Origin of the sequence: Saccharopolyspora antibiotica (assembly GCF_047200635.1) — a bacterium.
Classification (GTDB): domain Bacteria; phylum Actinomycetota; class Actinomycetes; order Mycobacteriales; family Pseudonocardiaceae; genus Saccharopolyspora_C.
This window is the reverse complement of sequence record NZ_JBJZOI010000005.1, coordinates 177594-197364: the sequence shown is the minus strand read 5'-3', so window position 1 is coordinate 197364 and position 19771 is coordinate 177594. Positions and strand designations below refer to the sequence as shown.

Annotated in this window: 16 protein-coding genes; 7 read left to right on the top strand and 9 right to left on the bottom strand. The window is 73.1% G+C overall.

From position 1 onward, the window contains the following. Positions 1 to 40 precede the first annotated feature (40 nt). Together ACL03H_RS05405 and ACL03H_RS05400 are read right to left on the bottom strand one after the other, a co-directional pair. Positions 41 to 973: a carbohydrate kinase family protein gene (locus ACL03H_RS05405; RefSeq protein ID WP_412809962.1), complete on the bottom strand. Its 933-nt coding sequence runs from the start codon at positions 971 to 973 to the stop codon at positions 41 to 43. A 69-nt stretch (positions 974 to 1042) separates the two neighbouring features. Further along, complete coding sequence (locus tag ACL03H_RS05400; protein ID WP_412809961.1) at positions 1043 to 1738, bottom strand: TetR/AcrR family transcriptional regulator; 696 nt, start codon at positions 1736 to 1738, stop codon at positions 1043 to 1045. Between the two features lie 130 nt (positions 1739 to 1868). Between ACL03H_RS05400 and ACL03H_RS05395 the strand changes: the two genes are divergently transcribed. Next, positions 1869 to 3014: an acyl-CoA dehydrogenase family protein gene (locus tag ACL03H_RS05395; protein ID WP_412809960.1), complete on the top strand. Its 1146-nt coding sequence runs from the start codon at positions 1869 to 1871 to the stop codon at positions 3012 to 3014. A 58-nt stretch (positions 3015 to 3072) separates the two neighbouring features. Here ACL03H_RS05395 and ACL03H_RS05390 read toward each other — a convergent pair whose 3' ends face one another. From ACL03H_RS05390 to pdxH, 4 genes are all read right to left on the bottom strand, one after another. Next, positions 3073 to 3993 carry an aldose 1-epimerase family protein gene (locus tag ACL03H_RS05390; protein ID WP_412809959.1) on the bottom strand — a complete coding sequence of 307 codons (921 nt, stop codon included), beginning with the start codon at positions 3991 to 3993 and terminating at the stop codon, positions 3073 to 3075. A gap of 104 nt (positions 3994 to 4097) precedes the next feature. Continuing rightward, complete coding sequence (locus ACL03H_RS05385; protein ID WP_412809958.1) at positions 4098 to 5492, bottom strand: APC family permease; 1395 nt, start codon at positions 5490 to 5492, stop codon at positions 4098 to 4100. Positions 5493 to 5730: 238 nt separating this feature from the next. Then, a complete protein-coding gene (locus tag ACL03H_RS05380; protein WP_412809957.1) occupies positions 5731 to 7017 on the bottom strand; it encodes an MFS transporter in 1287 nt (428 codons plus the stop codon). 113 nt (positions 7018 to 7130) lie between these two features. Further along, entirely contained in the window at positions 7131 to 7793 is a 663-nt protein-coding gene (pdxH, locus tag ACL03H_RS05375) for a pyridoxamine 5'-phosphate oxidase (RefSeq protein WP_412809956.1), read from the bottom strand. A gap of 688 nt (positions 7794 to 8481) precedes the next feature. Between pdxH and ACL03H_RS05370 the strand changes: the two genes are divergently transcribed. The 3 genes from ACL03H_RS05370 to sepH all read left to right on the top strand — a co-directional run bounded on the left by ACL03H_RS05370 (position 8482) and on the right by sepH (position 12288). Next, positions 8482 to 9600, top strand: coding sequence for a citrate synthase 2 (locus tag ACL03H_RS05370; protein ID WP_412809955.1), 1119 nt, complete (start codon positions 8482 to 8484; stop codon positions 9598 to 9600). A gap of 356 nt (positions 9601 to 9956) precedes the next feature. Beyond that, positions 9957 to 11096 carry a phosphoserine transaminase gene (gene serC, locus ACL03H_RS05365; protein ID WP_412809954.1) on the top strand — a complete coding sequence of 380 codons (1140 nt, stop codon included), beginning with the start codon at positions 9957 to 9959 and terminating at the stop codon, positions 11094 to 11096. 265 nt (positions 11097 to 11361) lie between these two features. Beyond that, on the top strand, positions 11362 to 12288 hold the full coding sequence (gene sepH / locus ACL03H_RS05360) for a septation protein SepH (RefSeq protein WP_412809953.1): 927 nt from the start codon (positions 11362 to 11364) through the stop codon (positions 12286 to 12288). 156 nt (positions 12289 to 12444) lie between these two features. Here sepH and ACL03H_RS05355 read toward each other — a convergent pair whose 3' ends face one another. Continuing rightward, positions 12445 to 13017, bottom strand: a complete 573-nt coding sequence (locus ACL03H_RS05355) for a DUF2537 domain-containing protein (protein ID WP_412809952.1) — start codon at positions 13015 to 13017, stop codon at positions 12445 to 12447. A gap of 35 nt (positions 13018 to 13052) precedes the next feature. After that, complete coding sequence (locus tag ACL03H_RS05350; protein WP_412809951.1) at positions 13053 to 13859, bottom strand: TrmH family RNA methyltransferase; 807 nt, start codon at positions 13857 to 13859, stop codon at positions 13053 to 13055. A gap of 307 nt (positions 13860 to 14166) precedes the next feature. Here ACL03H_RS05350 and ACL03H_RS05345 point away from each other — a divergent pair, with 307 nt between their 5' ends. The 3 genes from ACL03H_RS05345 to ACL03H_RS05335 all read left to right on the top strand — a co-directional run bounded on the left by ACL03H_RS05345 (position 14167) and on the right by ACL03H_RS05335 (position 18074). After that, complete coding sequence (locus tag ACL03H_RS05345; protein ID WP_412809950.1) at positions 14167 to 15465, top strand: multidrug effflux MFS transporter; 1299 nt, start codon at positions 14167 to 14169, stop codon at positions 15463 to 15465. A 371-nt stretch (positions 15466 to 15836) separates the two neighbouring features. Then, the gene (locus ACL03H_RS05340) at positions 15837 to 17333 is read left to right on the top strand and encodes a glutamate-cysteine ligase family protein (protein WP_412809949.1); all 1497 of its coding nucleotides are present in this window, start codon (positions 15837 to 15839) and stop codon (positions 17331 to 17333) included. A 111-nt stretch (positions 17334 to 17444) separates the two neighbouring features. After that, complete coding sequence (locus ACL03H_RS05335) at positions 17445 to 18074, top strand: superoxide dismutase (protein WP_412809948.1); 630 nt, start codon at positions 17445 to 17447, stop codon at positions 18072 to 18074. A gap of 376 nt (positions 18075 to 18450) precedes the next feature. On the opposite strand, the gene ACL03H_RS05330 is transcribed toward ACL03H_RS05335, so the two are convergent. Continuing rightward, positions 18451 to 19677, bottom strand: coding sequence for an MFS transporter (locus ACL03H_RS05330; RefSeq protein WP_412809947.1), 1227 nt, complete (start codon positions 19675 to 19677; stop codon positions 18451 to 18453). Between the last annotated feature and the right edge of the window lie 94 nt (positions 19678 to 19771).

Genomic DNA, 19771 nt, shown 5'->3' with positions numbered 1-19771 from the left:
GCCCGGAACGCCGGGAGCGCGCCGGGGACGGCAGCGGTGGTCAGCCGATCTCGGCCGTCGTGGGCGGCTCGGCGCCCGGGCGGGAGACCGTGATCGCGGCCGCGCGGGCCGCGAAGTCCAGCGCCTCGCGCCACTGCTCGTTGGTCAGCCCGCGCACGGCCTCCGGGGACAGCCCGCCGTGGTCGTGCAGCCAGGCCAGCAGCGCGGCGTGCACCGTGTCCCCGGCGCCGATGGTGTCGGCGACCTCGGCCCGAACCCCCGGCACCTCGACCAGCTCGCCGTCGCCGATCAGCGCGGCCAGCCCGTCCGCACCCCGGGTGAGCACCAGGCCGGCCGGGCCGGCCTGCTGCCAGCGGCGCAGCACGACGTCCAGCTCCTCGTCCCCGGCCAGCCACTCCGCGTCCTCGACGGACAGCTTCAGCAGGTCCACCGCGGGCAGCCAGCTCTCGAAGCGCTTGCGGTAGGCGGCCGGATCGGCGATGAGGTCCGCGCGGATGTTCGGGTCCAGGGCCACGAACATCCCCCGCTCGGCCTCCCGGAACAGCACGGTCTCGTAGACCGTGGCGCCGGGCTCCAACACCATCCCGAGGGTGCCGAACGAGACCGCGAGGACGTCCTCGCCCAGCGGGCCGGGGTCGTTGACGAAGCGGGCGGCGGTGCCCTCGGTGTGGAAGCTGTACCGCGCCGAGCGGTCCTCGCTCAGGCCCACCACGGCCAGGGTCGTCGGTTCCGAGCTGCGGCTCACCAGGTCGGTGCTCACCCCGGACTCGACCATCCGCTCCAGCAGCTTGTCGCCGAACTGGTCCGTGGACAGCGTCGCGAGGAAACCGGCTGGCACGTCCAGCCTGCCCAGCGCGATCGCCACGTTGTAGGGGCCGCCGCCGAGCCGGGGGTGCAGCGGCCCGAGCTCACCGCCTTCCGTTGCGGAGTCCGGGACGAGGTCGACGAGAGCCTCTCCACCGATGACGATCACGATTCCTCCGTGCTGGTGCTGACGTGCTGAACATCTGACCCGACCGCGGCCGGATGGCCTCCCCGGCCGCTACGGCCGGCCGGTCGGTTGCCGCGGACCGGTGCGCTCCGCGGCGGGCTGGGTGATCCGGTGCTCGTCGGCGGCCGGATCGAACAGGCCCCGGAGCAGGAACTGGGACAGCTCCGCGAACGCCTCCGCGTCGGACAGGCCGGTGCGCTCGGCGATCTCACCCCGCTGGATGGCGCCGATAGTGCCGCCGACCATCTCCGCGACGAACGCGGCGTGCACCTCGCGGAACACGCCGTCGCGGACCCCGTCGCGGATGTAGCGGCGCATGGTGTCGGCCGCGGCGCGGGCGTTGGCCTGGTAGGTCGCGCGGGTGGCCGGGTTCGCGGCCAGGTCGGCCATGAACGGGCGGGACGCCGGGCGCAGCTGCTCGGCGGCGGCGTCCAGGTAGGTGCGCATCCGGGCGCGGACGTCAGCGGTCCCGGCGACGGCCCGCTCGATGCCGGCGGTGGCGTTCTTGAAGAACTGGCCGACGACGCGGACCGCGAGCTGCTCCTTGCTGCCCGCGAGCGTGTAGAGCGTCGACTTCGAGCAGTGCAGCCGGGCGGCGAGCTCGTCGAGCGTGAAGTGGGCGAACCCCTCGGCCAGGAACAGCGCGCACAGCCGGTCGAGCAGGTCGGCGCGGCGCTGCTCCGGCGCGGACCGCCCCGCGCGGCCGACCGCCGCGCGCGTCCGCGGGTCCGGGGCGGGAGGAGTCATGCCGCTGAGACTGCCACAGCGCGGCCGTCCGGTGGCCCTCCGGGCCTGGCGCGCCCGACACGCCGTCAGTACTCTGAGCGGTCCTGCAGTACTAGTTCCAGTACTGGCCCCGCCACCCCAGGAGCGCCGCATGGCCGTCGACCGACTGCTGCCCAGCCAGGACGCCACCGATCTGCTCGCGCTCACCGCGGAGATCGCCCGCGACGAGCTCGCCCCCGCCGCGGCGCGCGCTGAGGAGGCCTCGGAGTTCCCGCGCGAGGCGTTCCGGCTGCTCGGCGCTTCCGGCCTGCTCGGGCTGCCCTACCCGGAGGAGCACGGGGGCGGCGGCCAGCCCTACGAGGTCTACCTGCAGGTGCTGGAGGAGATCAGCAGCGCGTGGATGACCGTCGGCGTCGGCCTCTCCGTGCACACCATGTCCTGCTACCCGCTCGCCCGGCACGGCACCGACGAGCAGCGGGCCCGCTGGCTGCCGGACCTGATCGGCGGCGAGCTGCTCGGCGGCTACGCGCTGTCCGAGGCGCACGCCGGGTCCGACGCCGCCGCGCTGAGCACCCGGGCCGAACGCGACGGCGCGGACTACCGGATCACCGGCACCAAGTCCTGGATCACCCACGGCGGGGTCGCGGACTTCTACGCGCTGATGGCGCGGACCTCCGACGACGGACCGCGCGGGATCAGCTGCCTGCTCGTGGACGGGAACGCGCCCGGGCTCAGCGCCGCACCACCCGAGCGCAAGATGGGCCTCACCGGCTCCCCCACCACGGAGCTGCGCTTCGAGGACGCCCGGGTCCCGGCCGAGCGGCTGATCGGGGCGGAGGGCGAGGGCCTGTCGATCGCGCTGGACGCGCTGAACTCGGGCCGGCTCGGCATCGCCGCGTGCGCGGTCGGCCTCGCGCAGGCGGCGCTGGACCTCGCGGTGGACTACGCGCGGCAGCGCACCCAGTTCGGCAAGGCGATCATCGAGTTCCAGGGCGTCGAGTTCCTGCTCGCCGACATGGCCGCCGCCGTGCAGTCGGCCCGCGCGGCCTACCTGGACGGGGCGCGGCGCCGCGACGCGGGCCGGCCGTTCGGGGCGCAGTCCTCCGTGGCGAAGCTGGTGGCCACCGACGCGGCGATGAAGGTGACCACCGACGCCGTGCAGGTCCTCGGCGGCGCGGGTTACACCCGCGACTTCCCCGCCGAGCGCTACCTGCGGGAAGCGAAGGTGCTGCAGATCTTCGAGGGCACCAACCAGATCCAGCGCCTCGTCATCGCCCGGCACCTCGCGAAGGGTTGATCCCGGTGGAGGGCCCCGCCCGGAAGACGGGCGGGCGCCCTCCCCCCGGCTCCTCGGCTCAGAAGGGGCGCAGGCCCCACTGGGCTATCCAGCTCTCCCCGGGCGGGAGGGTGATCAGGTCGGTGCCGGAGTTCAGCGCGTCCGGCGGGCACGTCATGGGCTCGATGGCGACGGCCCGGCCGCGTCCGGGGAACTCGTCGTTCGTGTAGACCTGGACCCACTTGAACACCGGATCCGCCCACAGCTCCACGCCACCACCGCCGGGCGCGGTCAGCGAGTGCCGGACCAGCGAGTCGCCCGGTGCGGGCTCCGCACCGCCGAACGCGGTGTCCAGCAGCACGCCCGCCAGCCGGCGGCCGCGGCGGAAGTCCTGCTCGTCGCCCTCCAGCGCGCGCGGCGGGCGCACCGGCAGCAGGCGCTCCGGATCCACCGGCAGCACCGAGGAGGCCGCCAGCCGCAGCACGCACTCGTCGGTCTCGGCGAGCCCGGCGCGCGGGTACGGGTGCACCCCGACGCCGAACGGCACCGCGCGCCGCCCCAGGTTCTCCACCGTGTGCGTGACGGTGAGGCCGGAATCGTCCAGCGCGTAGCCGATCGAGGTCAGCAGCGGCACCGGCCAACCCGGCTGCGCCGGCACCATCGCGTGCAGCACCACCGTCGACTCGGCGTGCTCCACGACGGTCCAGGGCGTGTGGCGCAGCAGGCCGTGAATGGCGTTCTGCCTGGCGGGTTCGGTGAGCGCCAGCTGCTGCGGCTCCCGCTCCAGGCTCCAGCGGCCGTCGGCCACCCGGTTCGGCCAGGGCACCAGCACCGCGCCCGCCCCGCCCGGCGGCCGCTCGTCGGCGTCGAAGGTCTCCGAGTAGGGGACCCCGTCCACCTCGAACAGGCGCAGGCCCGCGCCGACCTCGGTGACGACGGCCCGGGCCGGGCCGTGGGCGATCTCGAACTGCCTGCCGGTGGCGGCGACTGGATCATTCACGGCATCCACTCTAGAACCCCGCAGCCCCGGTCGGCGGCGGCACGAGAAAGCCCCGCCGCGCGGCGGTCACCGCGCGACGGGGCTCTGCCCGGAACCTTCCGGTCCTACTTGCCCAGCTTGTTCGGGTCGAAGTCCACGCGGCCCGAGATCAACCGGTTGACGCCCCAGAACACCACGCCGATGAGCAGCAGCCCGCCCGCGACGAGGTACTCGGCGACCGGCCGGCCGGACAGCGGGCTGGCGAAGAACAGGCACAGCACCGCGCCGAGCACCGGCACCCAGGTGGGGGCCTTGAAGTGCTTGTGCTCGACGACGTCCTTGCGCAGCACCAGGACCGCGACGTTGACGATGGCGAACACGACCAGCAGCAGCAGCGAGGTGGTGCTGCCCAGGTCCTCGATGTCCAGCAGGCTCACCAGGACCACGGCCAGGACGCTGGTGAACAGGATGGCGACCCACGGGGTCTGCCGGGAGCGGTGCACGCGGCCGAACACCGAGGGGATGATCTTCTCGTTCGACATGCCGTAGACGAGGCGGCTCGCCATCAGCATGTTGATCAGGGCGGTGTTGGTGACCGCGAACAGCGCGATGATGGAGAACAGCACCGGCGGGAACCACGGTGCCGCGGCCTTGACCACCAGCAGCAGCGGCGCGTCGGTCTCGGCCAGCTCGGCGGTCGGCACCAGCGTCGAGGTGATCACCGCGATGATCAGGTAGATCGCGGCGGTGATCGACAGGCCCAGCAGCAGCGCGCGCGGGAAGATCTTCGCCGGGTTCCGGGTCTCCTCGGCCATGTTCACCGAGTCCTCGAAGCCGACCATCGCGAAGAACGCCAGCGCGGTCGCCGAGGTGACCGCCAGCAGCGGGCTGGACTCGGGGTTGAACTCCAGCAGCCGGCCCGGGTCCGGGGCGACCGCCGGGTCGCTGCTCCCGACGGTCAGCGCGATCGCGCCGAACACGATGACGATCACCAGACCGCCGAGCTCCACGCACGTGAGCACGACGTTCATCTTCACCGACTCACCGACGCCCCTGAAGTTGATCAGGGCGAGCAGCACCAGGAACGCCAGCGCCACCACGATGGCGACCGGGCCCACGCCCGGGAAGACCTCTTCCAGGTAGTTGCCGCTGAACGCCTGCGCGGCGGAGGCGGCCGAGGTGATCCCCGAGCACATCACCGCGAAGGCGATGATGAAGGTGATGAAGTGGATGCCGAACGCGCGGTGCACGTACAGCGGCGCGCCACCGGCCTTCGGGTACTTGCCGACCAGCTCCAGGTAGCTGCACGCGGTCAGGAACGCGACGACGAACGCGACCACGAACGGGATCCACAGCGCGCCGCCGACCTTGCCCGCGACCTTGCCGGTCAGGGAGTACACCGTAGTGCCGAGGATGTCGCCCACTACGAAGAACAAGAGCAGTTTGGGCCCCATGACCTTTTTCAGGCCGGGCTGCGCGCCGTCCGGCGCGTCGTTGTCCACGGTCGTGTCGTTCGCCATGGCTGGAGAGTGTGCCGGTCGACCTGGAGCGATCGTGTGGCACCCCTGGTGGACGGCCTGCGCCACCGGACGCACCGGTTTCGGCCGAATGCCGCAGTGACCCGGCGTGAGCTGCTCGTTCCTCGCGTCGCGGGCAACGCGGCCGAAACCCGTCCGGTGGAAATCTCCAGCCGCCCGTCACCTGATCGTCATCGAGGCCGCGGGTGCCGCCCCGGCTTCGCCGACCGGAGCGACGCCCTCACCCGACCGGCGCCCGGTAGCGCCAGAAGGCCGGGAGCAGCAGCGCGGCCCCGAGGGCGCACACCACCACCAGGATCCCGCCCGCGGCGATCGCCGGCTGCGCGCCCAGCGCCGCCCCGCCGGAGCCGTGCAGCACATCGGCCAGCCGGGGACCGCCCGCCACCACCACGGTGAACACGCCCTGGATCCGGCCGCGCATCTCGTCGGTCGCCGCCGCCTGCAACATCGAGCTCCGGTAGACCATGCTCACCAGGTCCGCTCCCCCGCCGATCGCGAGGAAGACCACTCCGAGCCACAGCGAGTCCGAGAGCCCGAAGCCGATGATCGCCACGCCCCAGACAAGCACGCCGATCGTGACGCCGATGCCGTGCCGCGCCACCCGGTGCAGCCAGCCCGACAGCACCCCGAACACGAAGGCGCCCAGCGGGATCGCCGCGTACAGCCAGCCCAGCGCGACCCCGCCACCGGGCGGATCGCCGTAGACCCGCTCGGCCAGCTCCGGGAACAGCGCGCGCGGCATTCCGAAGACCATCGCGATGATGTCCATCAGGAACGAGGCCAGCAGCACCGAGTGCGCCGCCAGGTACCGGAACCCGTCGATCACCGAGCGCAGCCCGGCCTTCGTCGGCGCCCCCTCCCGCGGCGGCAGCGCGGGCAGCCGGAACACCGCCCACACCGCGACCAGCAGCGCGAGCGCGTCCACCAGGTACAGCACCGACAGCCCGAGCAGCGGCAGCAGCACCCCGGCCAGCAGCGGCCCCACCACCGAACCGAGCTGGAACACCGTGGAGCCCAGCGCCTGCGCCGAGGGCAGCAGCGGGGCGGGGATGAGCCGGGCGATGGCGGCGCTGCGGGTCGGCATGTTCACCGCGAAGCAGGTCTGCTGCAACGCGAACAGCACCAGCACCAGCCACACCGAGCCGGTCCCGGAGGCGGCCACCAGCCACAGCAGCACGGCGGTGCCCGCGAGCCCGGAGTTGGTGACCAGCAGCAGCTTCCGCCGGTCCACGGTGTCGGCGACGGCCCCGCCCCAGAGCCCGAACACCAGCAGCGGGACCAGCCCGAAGATCCCGGCCAGGCCCACGTACGCGGAGCTGCCGGTCAGGTCGTAGAGCTGCTTGGGCACCGCGACCGCGCTGAACTGCGCGCCGACGGCCGTGACGATGCTGGAGGTCCACAACCGGCGGTAGGCCGGGAACTTCAGCGGCCGGGTGTCGAGGACGATCTTGCCCAGGAGCGCCCGCCAGGATCGGCGGGGGCGCTCGGTGCCGGTGTGCTGATCCACGAGGGGCCAGCCTAGCCGTGAGCCAGGCTAAGGAAACAACTCTCGTGACGCACCCGGCCGCCGCGCGACCGCTCCCGCCACCCGCGGCGGGAGCGGTGCACCGGCCTCGTCGATCAGGGGGCCAAGCGCTCGACGGTCCAGCGGTCGTTCGCGCGGCGGAAGCGCAGCCGGTCGTGCAGCCGGTCCGGGCGGCCCTGCCAGAACTCCACCGACTCGGGGACGATCCGCCAGCCGCCCCAGTGCGGCGGCACCGGCACCTTCTCGGCCTCGGCGAACCGGCGCTCGATCCCGTTCAGCGAGGACTGCAACGCCTCCCGCCCGGAGACCACCCGGGACTGCGGCGAGGCCCAGGCGCCGAGCTGCGAGCCGCGCGGGCGCGCTGCCCAGTACTCCGCGGTCTCGTCCGAGCGCACCTTCTCCACCGAGCCCCGCACGTTGACCTGGCGCTGCAACGCCAGCCACGGGAAGGTCGCGGCGGCCACCCGGGTCGCGGTCAGGTCGTGGCTCTTGGACGAGGTGTAGTTGGTGAAGAACACCAGCCCCCGCTCGTCGAAGCCCTTGCACAGCACGGTGCGCGAGGACGGGAAGCCGTCGGCGTCCGCGGTCGCCAGCACCATCGCGTTCGGCTCCTGCACCTCCGCCCGCACGGCCTCGTCGAACCAGATCCGCAGCTGGTCGTGCCAGGTGTCGGCGAGCAGTCCCTCCAGCAGGGAGCCCTCCTCGTAGGAGACGCGCATCGAGGACAAGGTGCCGGTGCTCGCGGTGCTTTCGGACATCCGTTCTTCCCTCCTGACCGACTGGTGTTCCCGGTGGGCGGCGACGCGGGGAGGAGGCGACGAGGTCGGCGCGGCCACCGCGGTGCGCCGCGGCACCGGGTACGACGGTAAACGGATCCGGAACGCGGGCCGAACCGGCCGGGACGTCCCGATCGATTCCGCGAACGATGCAGTGACCGTCGGCACACCCGAATGGCAGCACCGGGCGGTCCGGTTCGACCGGCCCGCTCGCGGTGGCCCCTCCGGAGCGCGGTGCCCGGGCGGTGGAGTCGACGCTTCCGGGTGGCGCACTGCTGCGTCCGGGTGGTGTCGCGCGGTCACCGCCCGGCGGCGGCCCGACCCGGGCAGCGCGAGGGCGGCGCCGGTGCCGCGCGGCGACCTCCCCGGCTCGGGAGGAGGAGCGGCGGCGGGTCCTCGGCGCGTCGCCGGGAACTACGCGCGGCCGGAATTGCGCCTGTTCAACACCGCTCCTCCAGGATGGTCACCGCTCGCGGGCGCGATCCGCCGTGTGATCTTCACCATCGGCGGCCTCGGCACCGATTGCCACCGGCCGCGCACCGGGTGCAGGGTTACCGCCACGGCACAGGCGGCGACCGGTCCCGCTCGTGCTCATGCACCCCGCCACGTCCCGCCGCGCGCCCCCGGGCGCACGGCCCACCCACCGACTCAACGAGGAGACGAGGCAACCATGAGCACTTCGGACTTCCGCCCGGGCCTGGAAGGCGTCGTGGCGTTCCAGACGGAGATCGCCGAACCGGACCGGGACGGCGGTGCGCTGCGCTACCGGGGCGTCGACATCGAGGACCTCGCGGGCAAGGTGTCGTTCGGGGACGTGTGGCAGCTGCTGGTGGACGGGCGCTTCGGGCTCGGGATGCCGGATGCCGGGGACGCGCGGCTGCCGGTGCGCACCGGCGACGTCAGGGCCGACGCGCAGGCCGCGATCGCGATGCTGGCCCCCGCGCGCGGGTTCCGCCCGCTGCTGGACATCGGCCCGGAGGAGGCTCGCGAGCAGCTCGCGCTCAGCACCGCGCTCGGGCTCTCCTACGTGGCCCAGTCGGCGCGCGGCGACCTCCCCGAGGTCCCCGCCGCGCGCGTCGCCGAGGCCCGCACCCTCACCGAGGCGTTCCTGACCCGCTGGCGCGGCGAACCGGACCCGGTCCACGTGCAGGCCCTGGACGCCTACTGGGTCTCGGCCGCCGAGCACGGCCTCAACGCCTCCACCTTCACCGCCCGCGTGATCGCCTCCACCGGCGCGGACGTGGCCGCGGCGCTGTCCGGCGCGGTCGGCGCCATGTCCGGGCCGCTGCACGGCGGCGCCCCGGCCCGGGTGCTGCCGATGCTCGCCGAGGCCGAGCGCACCGGGAACGCGCGCACCGTCGTCGAATCCGTCCTGGACCGCGGCGAACGGCTGATGGGCTTCGGGCACCGCGTCTACCGCGCGGAGGACCCGAGGGCGCGAGCGCTGCGCAACACCTGCGAGCGGCTCGGCGCACCGCGCTGGGAGGCCGCCGCCGAGCTGGAGCAGGCCGCGCTGGCGGTGCTGCGGGAACGGCGGCCGGACCGCCAGATCGAGACCAACGTGGAGTTCTGGGCGGCGGTCGTCCTGGACTTCGCCGAGGTGCCGACCGAGATGATGCCCGCGATGTTCACCTGCGCGCGCACCGCGGGCTGGTCCGCGCACGTGCTGGAGCAGCAGCGCACCGGACGCCTGGTGCGCCCCTCCGCGCACTACGTCGGCCCGGAGCCCCGCTCCCCGCGGCAGGTCGAGGGCTGGGACTCCGTCGCCGCCCTGCCCGCCGCGGTCTGACCGACCGTTCGGCCCGCCGGGCGGGCGTCGCCACGCCGCTCCCGGCGGGCCATCGGAAAAACACCTGGTCACGGCGCCAGTTTTCGATCACATGACGGGCCGGTTGCTGGCCAAAGACGTCCCCGCGCAGTAAGTTGCCCCACGGCTCCGCCACCCGCGCGGCGCACCGGGATGGACCATCGCACCCGTAGTCGCGCCACGCACCGAGCCGGAACCGGCAACGGCGCCGGTCCCCCGCGGCGACCGGGACTCCGCCGAACCCGTCCACCGCACGCGGGCCCACGCACCCGGGCGCTGCCCGGTTCCGGGGCGCCCGCGAGACAAGCCGACCCGACAAGCACCCGGAGGCGCCGGAAATGACGCAGGCCGAAACCGACCCGACCACCCTGAAGCTGCCCAGCGAGCTGCTCCCGTCCGACGGCCGCTTCGGCTGCGGCCCGTCGAAGGTCCGCTCCGAGCAGCTCGCCCGGCTGGCCTCCGAGGGCGCCGCGGTGATGGGCACCTCGCACCGGCAGAAGCCGGTGAAGTCGCTGGTCGGACGGGTCCGCGAGGGCCTGGGACAGCTGTTCTCGCTGCCGGAGGGCTACGAGGTCGTGCTCGGGGTCGGCGGCACCACCGCGTTCTGGGACGCCGCGACCTTCGGCCTCGTCCGGGAGCGTTCGCTGCACCTGACCTACGGCGAGTTCTCGCAGAAGTTCGCCAAGGCCACCAAGGGCGCCCCCTTCCTGGCCGACCCGATCGTCGTCTCCGCCGAGCCCGGCGACGCCCCGGCTCCCGTCTCGGACCCGGGTGTCGACCTGATCGGCTGGGCGCACAACGAGACCTCCACCGGCGTCATGGTGCCGCCGACCCGCCCCGCGGGTTCGGAGCGGGCGCTGATCGCGGTCGACGCCACCTCCGGCGCGGGCGGGCTTCCGTTCGACGCCTCCGACGTGGACGTCTATTACTTCGCGCCGCAGAAGTCCTTCGCCTCCGACGGCGGGCTCTGGCTGGCCGCGATGAGCCCGGCCGCGATCGAGCGCATCGGTGAGATCGGCGCCAGCGACCGCTGGGTGCCGGAGTTCCTGTCGCTGCCGACGGCGCTGGACAACTCCCGCAAGGACCAGACCTACAACACCCCGGCGGTGGCCACGCTGTTCCTGCTGGCCGACCAGATCGACTGGATGAACTCCCAGGGCGGCCTGGACTGGTGCTCGGCGCGCACCCGGGAGTCCTCGCAGCGGCTGTACCGGTGGGCGGAGGAGTCGAGCTACGCGACGCCGTTCGTCCAGGACCCGGCGAAGCGCTCGCAGGTCGTGGTGACGCTGGACTTCGACGACGCGGTCGACGCGGCGGCCATCGCGAAGGCGCTGCGCGCGAACGGCGTGGTGGACACCGAGCCGTACCGCAAGCTCGGCCGCAACCAGCTCCGCGTCGGCACCTTCCCGGCGATCGAGCCGGACGACGTCACCGCGCTGACGAAGTCCATCGACTGGGTGGTCTCGCAGCTCTCCTGAGCGCGGCGCGTCCATCTCCCCCGGTCGGCCGCCGCACCATGACGACCGGCACATCCGTGTCACCCGAACCGGCTGTTGATCACTTGCTGTGATCAAAACGGTGGTCGGATCTCGCCACGAGATCGCATGTCGACCGCTGTTCAGGCAAGATCGGTGAGGGAGAGGATGGTCACGAAGCGACACCGAACCCGGCGTGCCTCCCCCGTCAAGAGGGCACGCCGGGTTACGGTCACAGCTTGGTGACAACGACCGGGGAGGCTGGCGTATGCGTGCGCTGCGGGTTGTCGGGCTCGACGAGGACGGTGAGACCGTCATCTGCGAGGACCCGGAGAACGGCGACCGCTTTTCCGTGCCCGCCGACGAGCGGTTGCGGGCGGCCGCGCGCGGTGACCTGACCCGCCTCGGCCAGGTGCAGATCGAGATGGAGGCGCAGATGCGCCCCCGCGAGATCCAGGCCCGGGTGCGTGCCGGCGCCTCGGTCGAGGAAGTCGCCGCCGCCGCGGGCATCCCCGAGCAGCGGGTCGAGCGCTACGCCTACCCGGTGCTGCTGGAGCGCGCGCAGATCGCCGAGCGCTCGCAGCGCGCCCACCCCGTCCGCGAGGACGGCCCCGACGTGCAGACCCTCGGGGAGGTCGTGGCGCACACCTTCGGGATGCGCGGGCACGACCTCACCGACGCGAGCTGGGACGCCTGGCGCGGCGAGGACGGCAAGTGGGTCGTCCGGCTGCAGTGGCAGGCCGGGCGTTCCGAGAACCGCGCGCACTGGGTCTTCCACCCGGGAGCGCACGGCGGCACCGTCGCCCCGATCGACGACCACGCGGTCGACCTGCTGGACCCCTCGCCGAACCGGACGCTGCGCACGGTGCGCCCGGTGACCGCGCTGGCCAGGGAGGCGCTGGGGTTCGACGAGGCCGGGCAGGAGCTGGCCGAGCCCGTCGAGGACACCGCGCCGCCCGCTCCGGCCAAGCAGTCCCTGCCCGCGATCCCCCCGCTGGACCTGGAGGGCGTGGTCCCCGCGCCGTCCCCCGAGCCGGAGCCCTCGGCCCCGCTGGCCGAGCAGGCCGGGGAGGACGACCTCGAGGCCGTCGAGGACGAGGCCGCTCGCAAGACCGAACCGGCCCGCCGCCGCAAGAATCACCCGATGGTCCCGTCCTGGGAGGACGTGCTGCTGGGAGTCCGCTCCCACCGATGATCCGGCACCTCCGCAGCAGCGGAACCGCTGAGCGGCGCGCCCCCGGGCGGCGGGCGGTGTGCCTCCGCACGACGCGGTTCGCCGGGCAAAACGGCTCCGGGCAGGACGGCTCCGGGCAGGACGGCTCCGGGCAGGACGGCTCCGGGCGGGGCGACTTCAGCCCAGGGTGGACAGCAGCAGCGCCAGCCAGGCGGCGGTGACGCCGAGGGCCGCGCCGAGGGCGCCCCAGCGCCAGAGCGGAAGGCGGCGGCCGAGCCAGATCGACGGGGCGAAGCCGCCGACCACGACGACGTTCACCAGCACCGCCAGCAGCGAGTTCACCTCGGCGAGACCGAAGCTCACCACCACCAGCGAGACCGCCACGATCGCCGCGACCACCGCGCTGATCGGGAGTCCGGTCGTCCACGGCGTCGGCTCCGCGCGACCGGCCGCAGCGGCTCCCCGGACGCGGCTCAGCCGTCCCCGCGAGGGATCCCAGTAGCCGACCTCACCCCCGGTCTCGGCGGCGAGCCGGGCCGCGAGCTGGCGGCCGCGGCGGGACATCAGGGTCGCCGAGCTCTCCCCCGCGATGACCTGGTCCGGCGCCACGGCGTGCACCACGTGCGCCCACTCGTGCAGGTCCTCGACCAGCGAGACGGGCAGCGCGAGCCCGGCCGGGTCGTACTCCCGGACCTGCTCCCCGGCGGCGGGCCCCGGCCGGTTCACCAGCACGGCCCGACCCCGGCGCACCCGCAGTTCCCAGGGAGGACGCCGCGCGGTTCCCCTCATCGCGTTCCGCCGAGTGCGTGGAAGACGACGGCGCCGGCGGTGGCGACGTTGAGCGAGTCCACCTCCGGGCTCATCGGGACGCGCACCGCCACGTCGGCCGCGGTGATGGCGTCCTCGGTCAGCCCGGGTCCCTCGGAACCGAGCAGCACCGCCACCCGGCCCTCGTCGAGCCCGGCCTCCGCGAGCGGCGTGGCGGTGGCGCGCGGGGTGAGCGCGGCGGTGCGGAACCCGTGCGCGGCGAGCTTCCCCAGCCCGCCGGGCCAGTCGTCGAGGTGCGCGAACGGGACGCGCAGCACGTGGCCCATCGACACGCGGATGCTGCGCCGGTACAGCGGGTCGGAGCAGCCCGGGCCGAGCAGGATCCCGTCGACGCCGAACGCGGCGGCGTTGCGGAACAGGGCTCCGAGGTTCTCGTGGTCCCCGACGCCCTCGAGCACGGCGAGCGCGCGGGAGGCGGCGATCAGCTCGTCCGCCTCGGCGAGGTGCGCGCGATCGGCGACGGCGAGCACGCCCCGGTTGAGGTGGAAGCCCACGATGCCGCTCATCACGTCCGGGGGCACCATGTAGGCGGGCACGTCCACGCCGTCGAGCCGGTCGGCGAGCGCCGCGATCCGCCTGCGCACGCCGAGCAGCGCGCGCACCGGGTACGGGGAGTCCAGCAAGCGCTCCACCACCACGACACCTTCGGCGATCACCAGCCCGCGCCCACCGGGGCGGTCCGGGCGGCGGTCGGCGGTGGCGAGGTCCCGGAAGTCGTCGACCCTCGGGTCGTCGACGTCGGTCACCTCCAGCACGTGCGCCACGGGAACAGTTTCGCATTCGGTGTTGCCCGGGCCGGAACGGTGTCGCGATCTCGCCGGGCCCCGGAGCTCGGATGATCGACCTCACAGCGGCGTCCCGAAAACCCGGGCATAACGAGAACGTTCCGGTTGTTAGTTGCTACCAGCAAGCTGTTGCCGTCGTCCGGCCGCGCTCCGGTGGCCCGGGGCGCACGTCCCCGGACCCGCCAGCCGGCCGCGGCCCGCCAGCCGCGCCCCGCTCGCGACGGCCCCGCCAGCACCGACCACCGCCGGTACCTCGCGCCTCCGGCGGTCATCGAGGAGGAGACGCATGTCCGCAGCGGAGTCCCCGCCCGAGCAGCGACGATCGGCCGCCCAGCCGCGGCTGGGCAGCAAGACCAAGTTCGCCCTCATCCTGGGTGGGCTCACGGCCTTCGGGCCGCTGTCGATCGACATGTACCTGCCCGCGCTGCCGCAGCTGACCGGGGAGCTCGGCGCCACCGAGTCGCAGGCGCAGCTCACGCTGACCGCGGTGCTGCTCGGTCTCGCGCTCGGGCAGCTGATCGCGGGTCCGATCAGCGACTCGGTCGGCAGGCGCCGTCCGCTGCTGATCGGGCTCGCCATCTACATCGCCGCCTCCGTGCTGTGCGCGCTGTCCGGCTCGATCTACGCGCTGGCCGCCCTGCGCGGGCTGCAGGGAGCCGGGGCCGCGGCCGGCATGGTGATCGCCAGGGCCGCGGTGCGCGACCTGTACTCCGGGGTGGAGGCCGCGCGGTTCTTCTCCTCGCTGATGCTGGTCACCGGGCTCGCTCCGATCCTGGCCCCGGTGATCGGCGGACAGGTCCTGGCGCACACCACCTGGCGCGGGGTGTTCGTGGTGCTCACCGCGTTCGGCACCGTGCTGCTGCTGGTGGCGGCGTTCCTGCTGCCCGAGACGAAGCCGCGCGAGTGGCGCCAGCCGGCGCGGCTGGGCAGCACCTTCCGCACCTTCGGCGCGCTGCTGGCGGCGCCCTCGTTCCTGGGCAGCGCGCTGGCCGGCGGTCTCGGCATGGCGGCGATGTTCGCCTACATCTCCGGGTCCTCGTTCGTGCTGCAGAACATCTACGGCATGTCCCCGCAGACCTACAGCCTCGCGTTCGGCGCCAACGCCGTCGGCCTGGTGCTCGCGGGACAGGTGAACGCGCGCCTCGTCGGGCGGGTGGCCACCGAGTCCCAGCTGCTGGTGGGCGCGCTGCTGACCGCTTCGTCGGCGGGCGCGGTGCTGCTGGGGGCGGCGCTGCTGGACCTGCCGCTGCCGTTCCTGCTGGCCGCGCTGTTCGTGATGATCTCCTCGCTGGGCTTCGTCATGCCGAACACGACGATGCTGGCGCTGGCCGACAACCGCGAGGTCTCCGGGAGCGCCTCGGCGCTGCTCGGCGTCTGCCAGTTCGTCGTCGGCGCGCTGGCCGCCCCGCTGGTCGGGCTGGGCGGGACCGGCTCCGCGGTGCCGATGGCGACGGTGATGTTCGGCGTGCTGGTGAGCGCGATGCTGGTCTTCCTCACCCTGGGCCGCCGACGCGGCCCGCGCGCCGAGGTGGTGGCGAGCTCGGCGGACCAACCCGCCGCGGCGCCCGAGCAGGTTCGCGGCTGAGATCCCGCTCCGTAGCGGGGCGGGCGGGCTCGCGGGCGCGTTCCTCACCGCATTGGCGGAGATCGCAACGCTGCGTGCGGTCCCGGGGCCACCGGGACCGCACGTCCGGCCCGGCTCCCCGGCCCCTCGGCACGACCCCCTCCCCTCCCTCGAGGACTCGCGGCGCCGCTGGTCGCGGCCCGCCGGAGTCCTACCGGGACTGATCACCGCGAGGCCCGCCAGCAGCCCGGGAGTTCACTTTTCCCGCTGGTCATGCGTGGTGTTCGAGTGTCGGCTCGAACACCGTTTTGGACGCTGGTTCGCTGGGTACCGATGTGTCACGGTTGGTGTCCACCTAGCAGGCGTGCTGGCCGACCAAGCGGGGAGACGGCATGGGGAGGCACGTGACCAATCGGGCTTTCACTCCTGTGGACCGGCAGCGCTACCGGGACAAGATGCAGCGCGGACTGGACGCGCTGGCGCGAATGCTCGCCGGGGCGGACTTCTCCTTCCCCCGTCAGCAGATGGGGCTGGAGATGGAGCTGAGCCTCGTCGACGAGCGGATGAACCCGTCGATGTCGAACTCGGTGGTCCTGGAGAAGATCAACGATCCCTCGTTCACCACCGAGCTGGGCCAGCACAACATCGAGCTCAACGTGCTGCCCCGCCCGCTCGCCGGGGAGGGCGCGCTGGAGCTGGAGCAGGACCTGCGCGCGGCGCTGAGCCGCGCCGACGGCAAGGCGCGGGACGCGGACGCGAAGCTGGTGCTGATCGGCACCCTGCCGACGCTGCGGCGCAGCCACTTCGACCCGGGCTGGCTGTCGCACCACGCGCGCTACTCGCAGCTCAACGAGCAGATCTTCACCGCCAAGGGCGAGGAGATGCTGCTGGACATGGAGGGCCCCCCGCTCGGTGAGGGCGGCCCGGAGCGGTTGCGCTGCTACGCCGATTCGATCGTTCCGGAGTCGGCCTGCACCTCGGTGCAGCTGCACCTGCAGGTGGCGCCGGAGGACTTCGCGGCGCACTGGAACGCGGCGCAGTGCCTGGCCGGGGTGCAGCTGGCGATCGGGGCCAACTCCCCCTTCCTGCTCGGCAAGGCGCTCTGGCACGAGACCCGGATCCCGCTGTTCCAGCAGGCCACCGACACCCGGCCGGAGGAGCTGAAGAACCAGGGCGTGCGGCCCCGGGTGTGGTTCGGGGAACGCTGGATCACCTCGATCTTCGATCTGTTCGAGGAGAACGTGCGCTACTTCCCCGCGCTGCTGCCGGAACCCGAGGAGGAGGACCCGGTGGCCGCGCTGGACGCGGGCAGGGCGCCGACCCTTGCGGAGCTGCGGCTGCACAACGGGACCATCTGGCGCTGGAACCGCCCGGTCTACGACCTGGTGGACGGGGTCCCCCACCTTCGGGTCGAGAACCGGGTGCTGCCCTCCGGCCCGAGCGTCCCGGACGTGGTGGCGAACGCGGCGTTCTTCTACGGCGCGCAGCGGGCGCTGACCGAGCAGGACCGCCCGCTGTGGACGCAGATGTCGTTCGCGGCGGCGGAGGAGAACTTCTACACCGGCGCCCGGCACGGCATGGACTCCCACCTGTACTGGCCGGGCGAGGGCTGGATCGCGCCCGACGAACTCGTGCTGCGGCGCCTGCTGCCGATGGCGCACGAGGGCCTGCGGTTGTGCGGGGTCTCGGACGCGGCTCGGGAGCGCTCGCTCGGCATCATCGAGGCGCGCTGCCGCAGCAAGCAGACCGGATCCTCCTGGCAGCGGGACGTGGTCGCGCGGCTGGAGCAGGAGGGCCACGAGCGGCAGGAAGCGCTGGTGATCATGCTGCGCCGGTACCTGGAGCTCAGCGACGCGGGGGAGCCGGTGCACACCTGGCCGCTGGACTGAGCGCCCGGAGGGTGTGATCGACCTCCCCCCGGCCTGCGTCGGCAGGGTAGTTGCCACTAGATTGCAATTGCCAGATACTGCCGATAGCGACACCGCACAGGGAGACGCTCCATGGCTCAGTACGTGCTGCCCGAGTTGGACTACGACTACGCGGCGCTGGAGCCCGCGATCTCGGGAGAGATCAACGAGCTGCACCACAGCAAGCACCACGCGACCTACGTCAAGGGCGCCAACGACACGATCGAGAAGATCGCCGAGGCGCGGGACAAGGGCGACTTCGGGTCGATCGTGGGCCTGGAGACGACGCTGGCGTTCAACCTGGCCGGCCACTCGCTGCACCTGGTGTGGTGGAAGATCCTCTCCCCGAACGGCGGCGACAAGCCGACCGGCGAGCTCGCGGCGGCGATCGACCAGGACTTCGGCTCCTTCGACAAGTTCCGCGCCCAGATGGAGGCCGTGTCGACCACGATCCAGGGCAACGGCTGGGGCGTGCTCGCCTGGGACCCGGTCGGTCAGCGGCTGATCACCCAGCAGCTGCGCGACCACCACTCGAACCTCTCCATCGCCACCACGCCGCTGCTGGTGTTCGACATCTGGGAGCACGCGTACTACCTGCAGTACCGGAACGTGAAGGCCGACTACGTCAAGCAGCTGTGGAACGTCGTGAACTGGGACGAGGTCGCTGCCCGCTTCGCCGACGCCCGCGCCGGGTACAACGGCCTGCGGCTGCCCACCGCCTGATCACAGGCGCCGCCCGCGGAGCGCGCGGGCCCTCAGACCGGCGGTGGATGCTCCGACAAGCTCTGCTGCCGACACTTCGGGGCCTTCCCCAGGGAAGGCCCCGAAGTGCTCTCCCCCACACCGATTTCCCACGAAATCTCCCCGCCCCGAGCACACGGCACCGCGATTTCCCACGAAATCTCCCCGCCCCAGGCACACGGGGCCGCGATTTCCCACGAAATCTCCCCGTCTCAGGCACGCGGGGCCGCGATTTCTCGCGAAATCTCGGGTGGTGCGTCGGGGCGGACGCGAACGGGCCCCGCCTCCCGGAGGAGACGGGGCCCGCTCTGTTCCCGAACTGACTGCCGCTCCCACCACGAAGCGGACATGCATTAGGTTAGCCTAACCTCGCAGGCTCGGCAACCCCCGACCTCCACCGCCGCAGCAGCAGCCCGCAGGCGACCGCCGCGAGCAGCGAGGCGAGCCCGCCCAGCAGCACCGGCGACCGCGGCCCCAGCGCCTCCGCGAGCCAGCCCGAGGCCAGCCCGCCCAGCGGCTTCCCGCCGAGGAACAGCAGCATGTAGAGCCCCATCACCCGCCCCCGCATCGACGGGTCCACCGCCAGCTGGACCGTGGAGTTCGCGCTGGTCGTGAAGGTCATCACCGCCACGCCGACCGGGATCAGGAGCACCGCGAAGGCCCAGTAGCCGGGCATCACCGCCGCCACCGCCTCCAGCGCGCCGAACGCGGCCGCCCCGAGCACCATCAACCGCAGCCGCGATCCCGGCCGCCCGCTGCGCCGCGCGGCGAGCGTCGCGCCGGAGAGCGTGCCCACGGCCAGCATCGTGACCAGCAGCCCGTAGCCGTCGGCGTCCCGGCCGAAGACGTTGCGCGCGATCACCGCGAAGGTGCTCTCGAAGTTCATCCCGAAGGTGCTGACGCAGAACACCAGCGCCATCACCGCCACGAGGTCCGGGCGGCCCCGCACGTAGCGGAGGCCGGCGAGCAGCTGCCCGCGCTCCTTCGGCAGCGGCGTGCCGCGGTGCAACCGCGCCGGATCCATCAGCAGCAGCCCGCCGACGACGGCGGCGGAGCTGATCCCGTTCACGAGGAACACCCACCCGGTGCCGATTCCCGTGATGAGCACGCCCGCCAGCGCCGGGCCGACGATCCGCGCCAGGTTGAAGGTCATCGAGTTCAGCGCGACGGCGTTGGTGAGCTGCCCGGGCCCGACCATCTCGACCACGAAGGACTGCCGCACCGGGGCGTCGATCGCCGCGAACACCCCGAGCAGCGCGCACAGCGCGTAGACCTGCCAGAGCCGCACGACCCCGCTGACGTCGAGCGTCCCGAGCAGCAGCCCGCAGATGCCGAGCGCGGTCTGGGTCGCGATGAGCAGCCGCCGCTTGTCGAACCGGTCGGCGGCGGTGCCCGCCCACAGCGTGAGCAGCAGCGTGGGCAGGAACTGCAACGCGACCGCCACCCCGAGCGCGGCCGCGCTGCCGCCGGAGAGCTCGAGCACGAGCCAGTCCTGCGCGGCCCGCTGCATCCAGGTCCCGGTGAGCGAGACGACCTGCCCGGAGGCGTAGTAGCGGTAGTTGCGCACCCGCAGCGAGCCGAACATGCCGCCGCCCGGGTCCCGCTCGGGGGAACCCGGTGGTCCGCTGAGCTCGCCGGTGCTGGATGCGCGGTTCGCACCCTCCGGGTCAGGCCCGGAC

Coding starts and splice junctions, on each gene's coding strand:
- ACL03H_RS05335 (WP_412809948.1), top strand. CDS start 17,445: ATGGCTCAGTACGTGCTGCCCGAGTTGGACTACGACTACGCGGCGCTG.
- pdxH (WP_412809956.1), bottom strand. CDS start 7,793: ATGTCCGAAAGCACCGCGAGCACCGGCACCTTGTCCTCGATGCGCGTC.
- ACL03H_RS05400 (WP_412809961.1), bottom strand. CDS start 1,738: ATGACTCCTCCCGCCCCGGACCCGCGGACGCGCGCGGCGGTCGGCCGC.
- serC (WP_412809954.1), top strand. CDS start 9,957: ATGACGCAGGCCGAAACCGACCCGACCACCCTGAAGCTGCCCAGCGAG.
- sepH (WP_412809953.1), top strand. CDS start 11,362: ATGCGTGCGCTGCGGGTTGTCGGGCTCGACGAGGACGGTGAGACCGTC.
- ACL03H_RS05385 (WP_412809958.1), bottom strand. CDS start 5,492: ATGGCGAACGACACGACCGTGGACAACGACGCGCCGGACGGCGCGCAG.
- ACL03H_RS05395 (WP_412809960.1), top strand. CDS start 1,869: ATGGCCGTCGACCGACTGCTGCCCAGCCAGGACGCCACCGATCTGCTC.
- ACL03H_RS05330 (WP_412809947.1), bottom strand. CDS start 19,677: ATGTTCGGCTCGCTGCGGGTGCGCAACTACCGCTACTACGCCTCCGGG.
- ACL03H_RS05340 (WP_412809949.1), top strand. CDS start 15,837: ATGGGGAGGCACGTGACCAATCGGGCTTTCACTCCTGTGGACCGGCAG.
- ACL03H_RS05345 (WP_412809950.1), top strand. CDS start 14,167: ATGTCCGCAGCGGAGTCCCCGCCCGAGCAGCGACGATCGGCCGCCCAG.
- ACL03H_RS05370 (WP_412809955.1), top strand. CDS start 8,482: ATGAGCACTTCGGACTTCCGCCCGGGCCTGGAAGGCGTCGTGGCGTTC.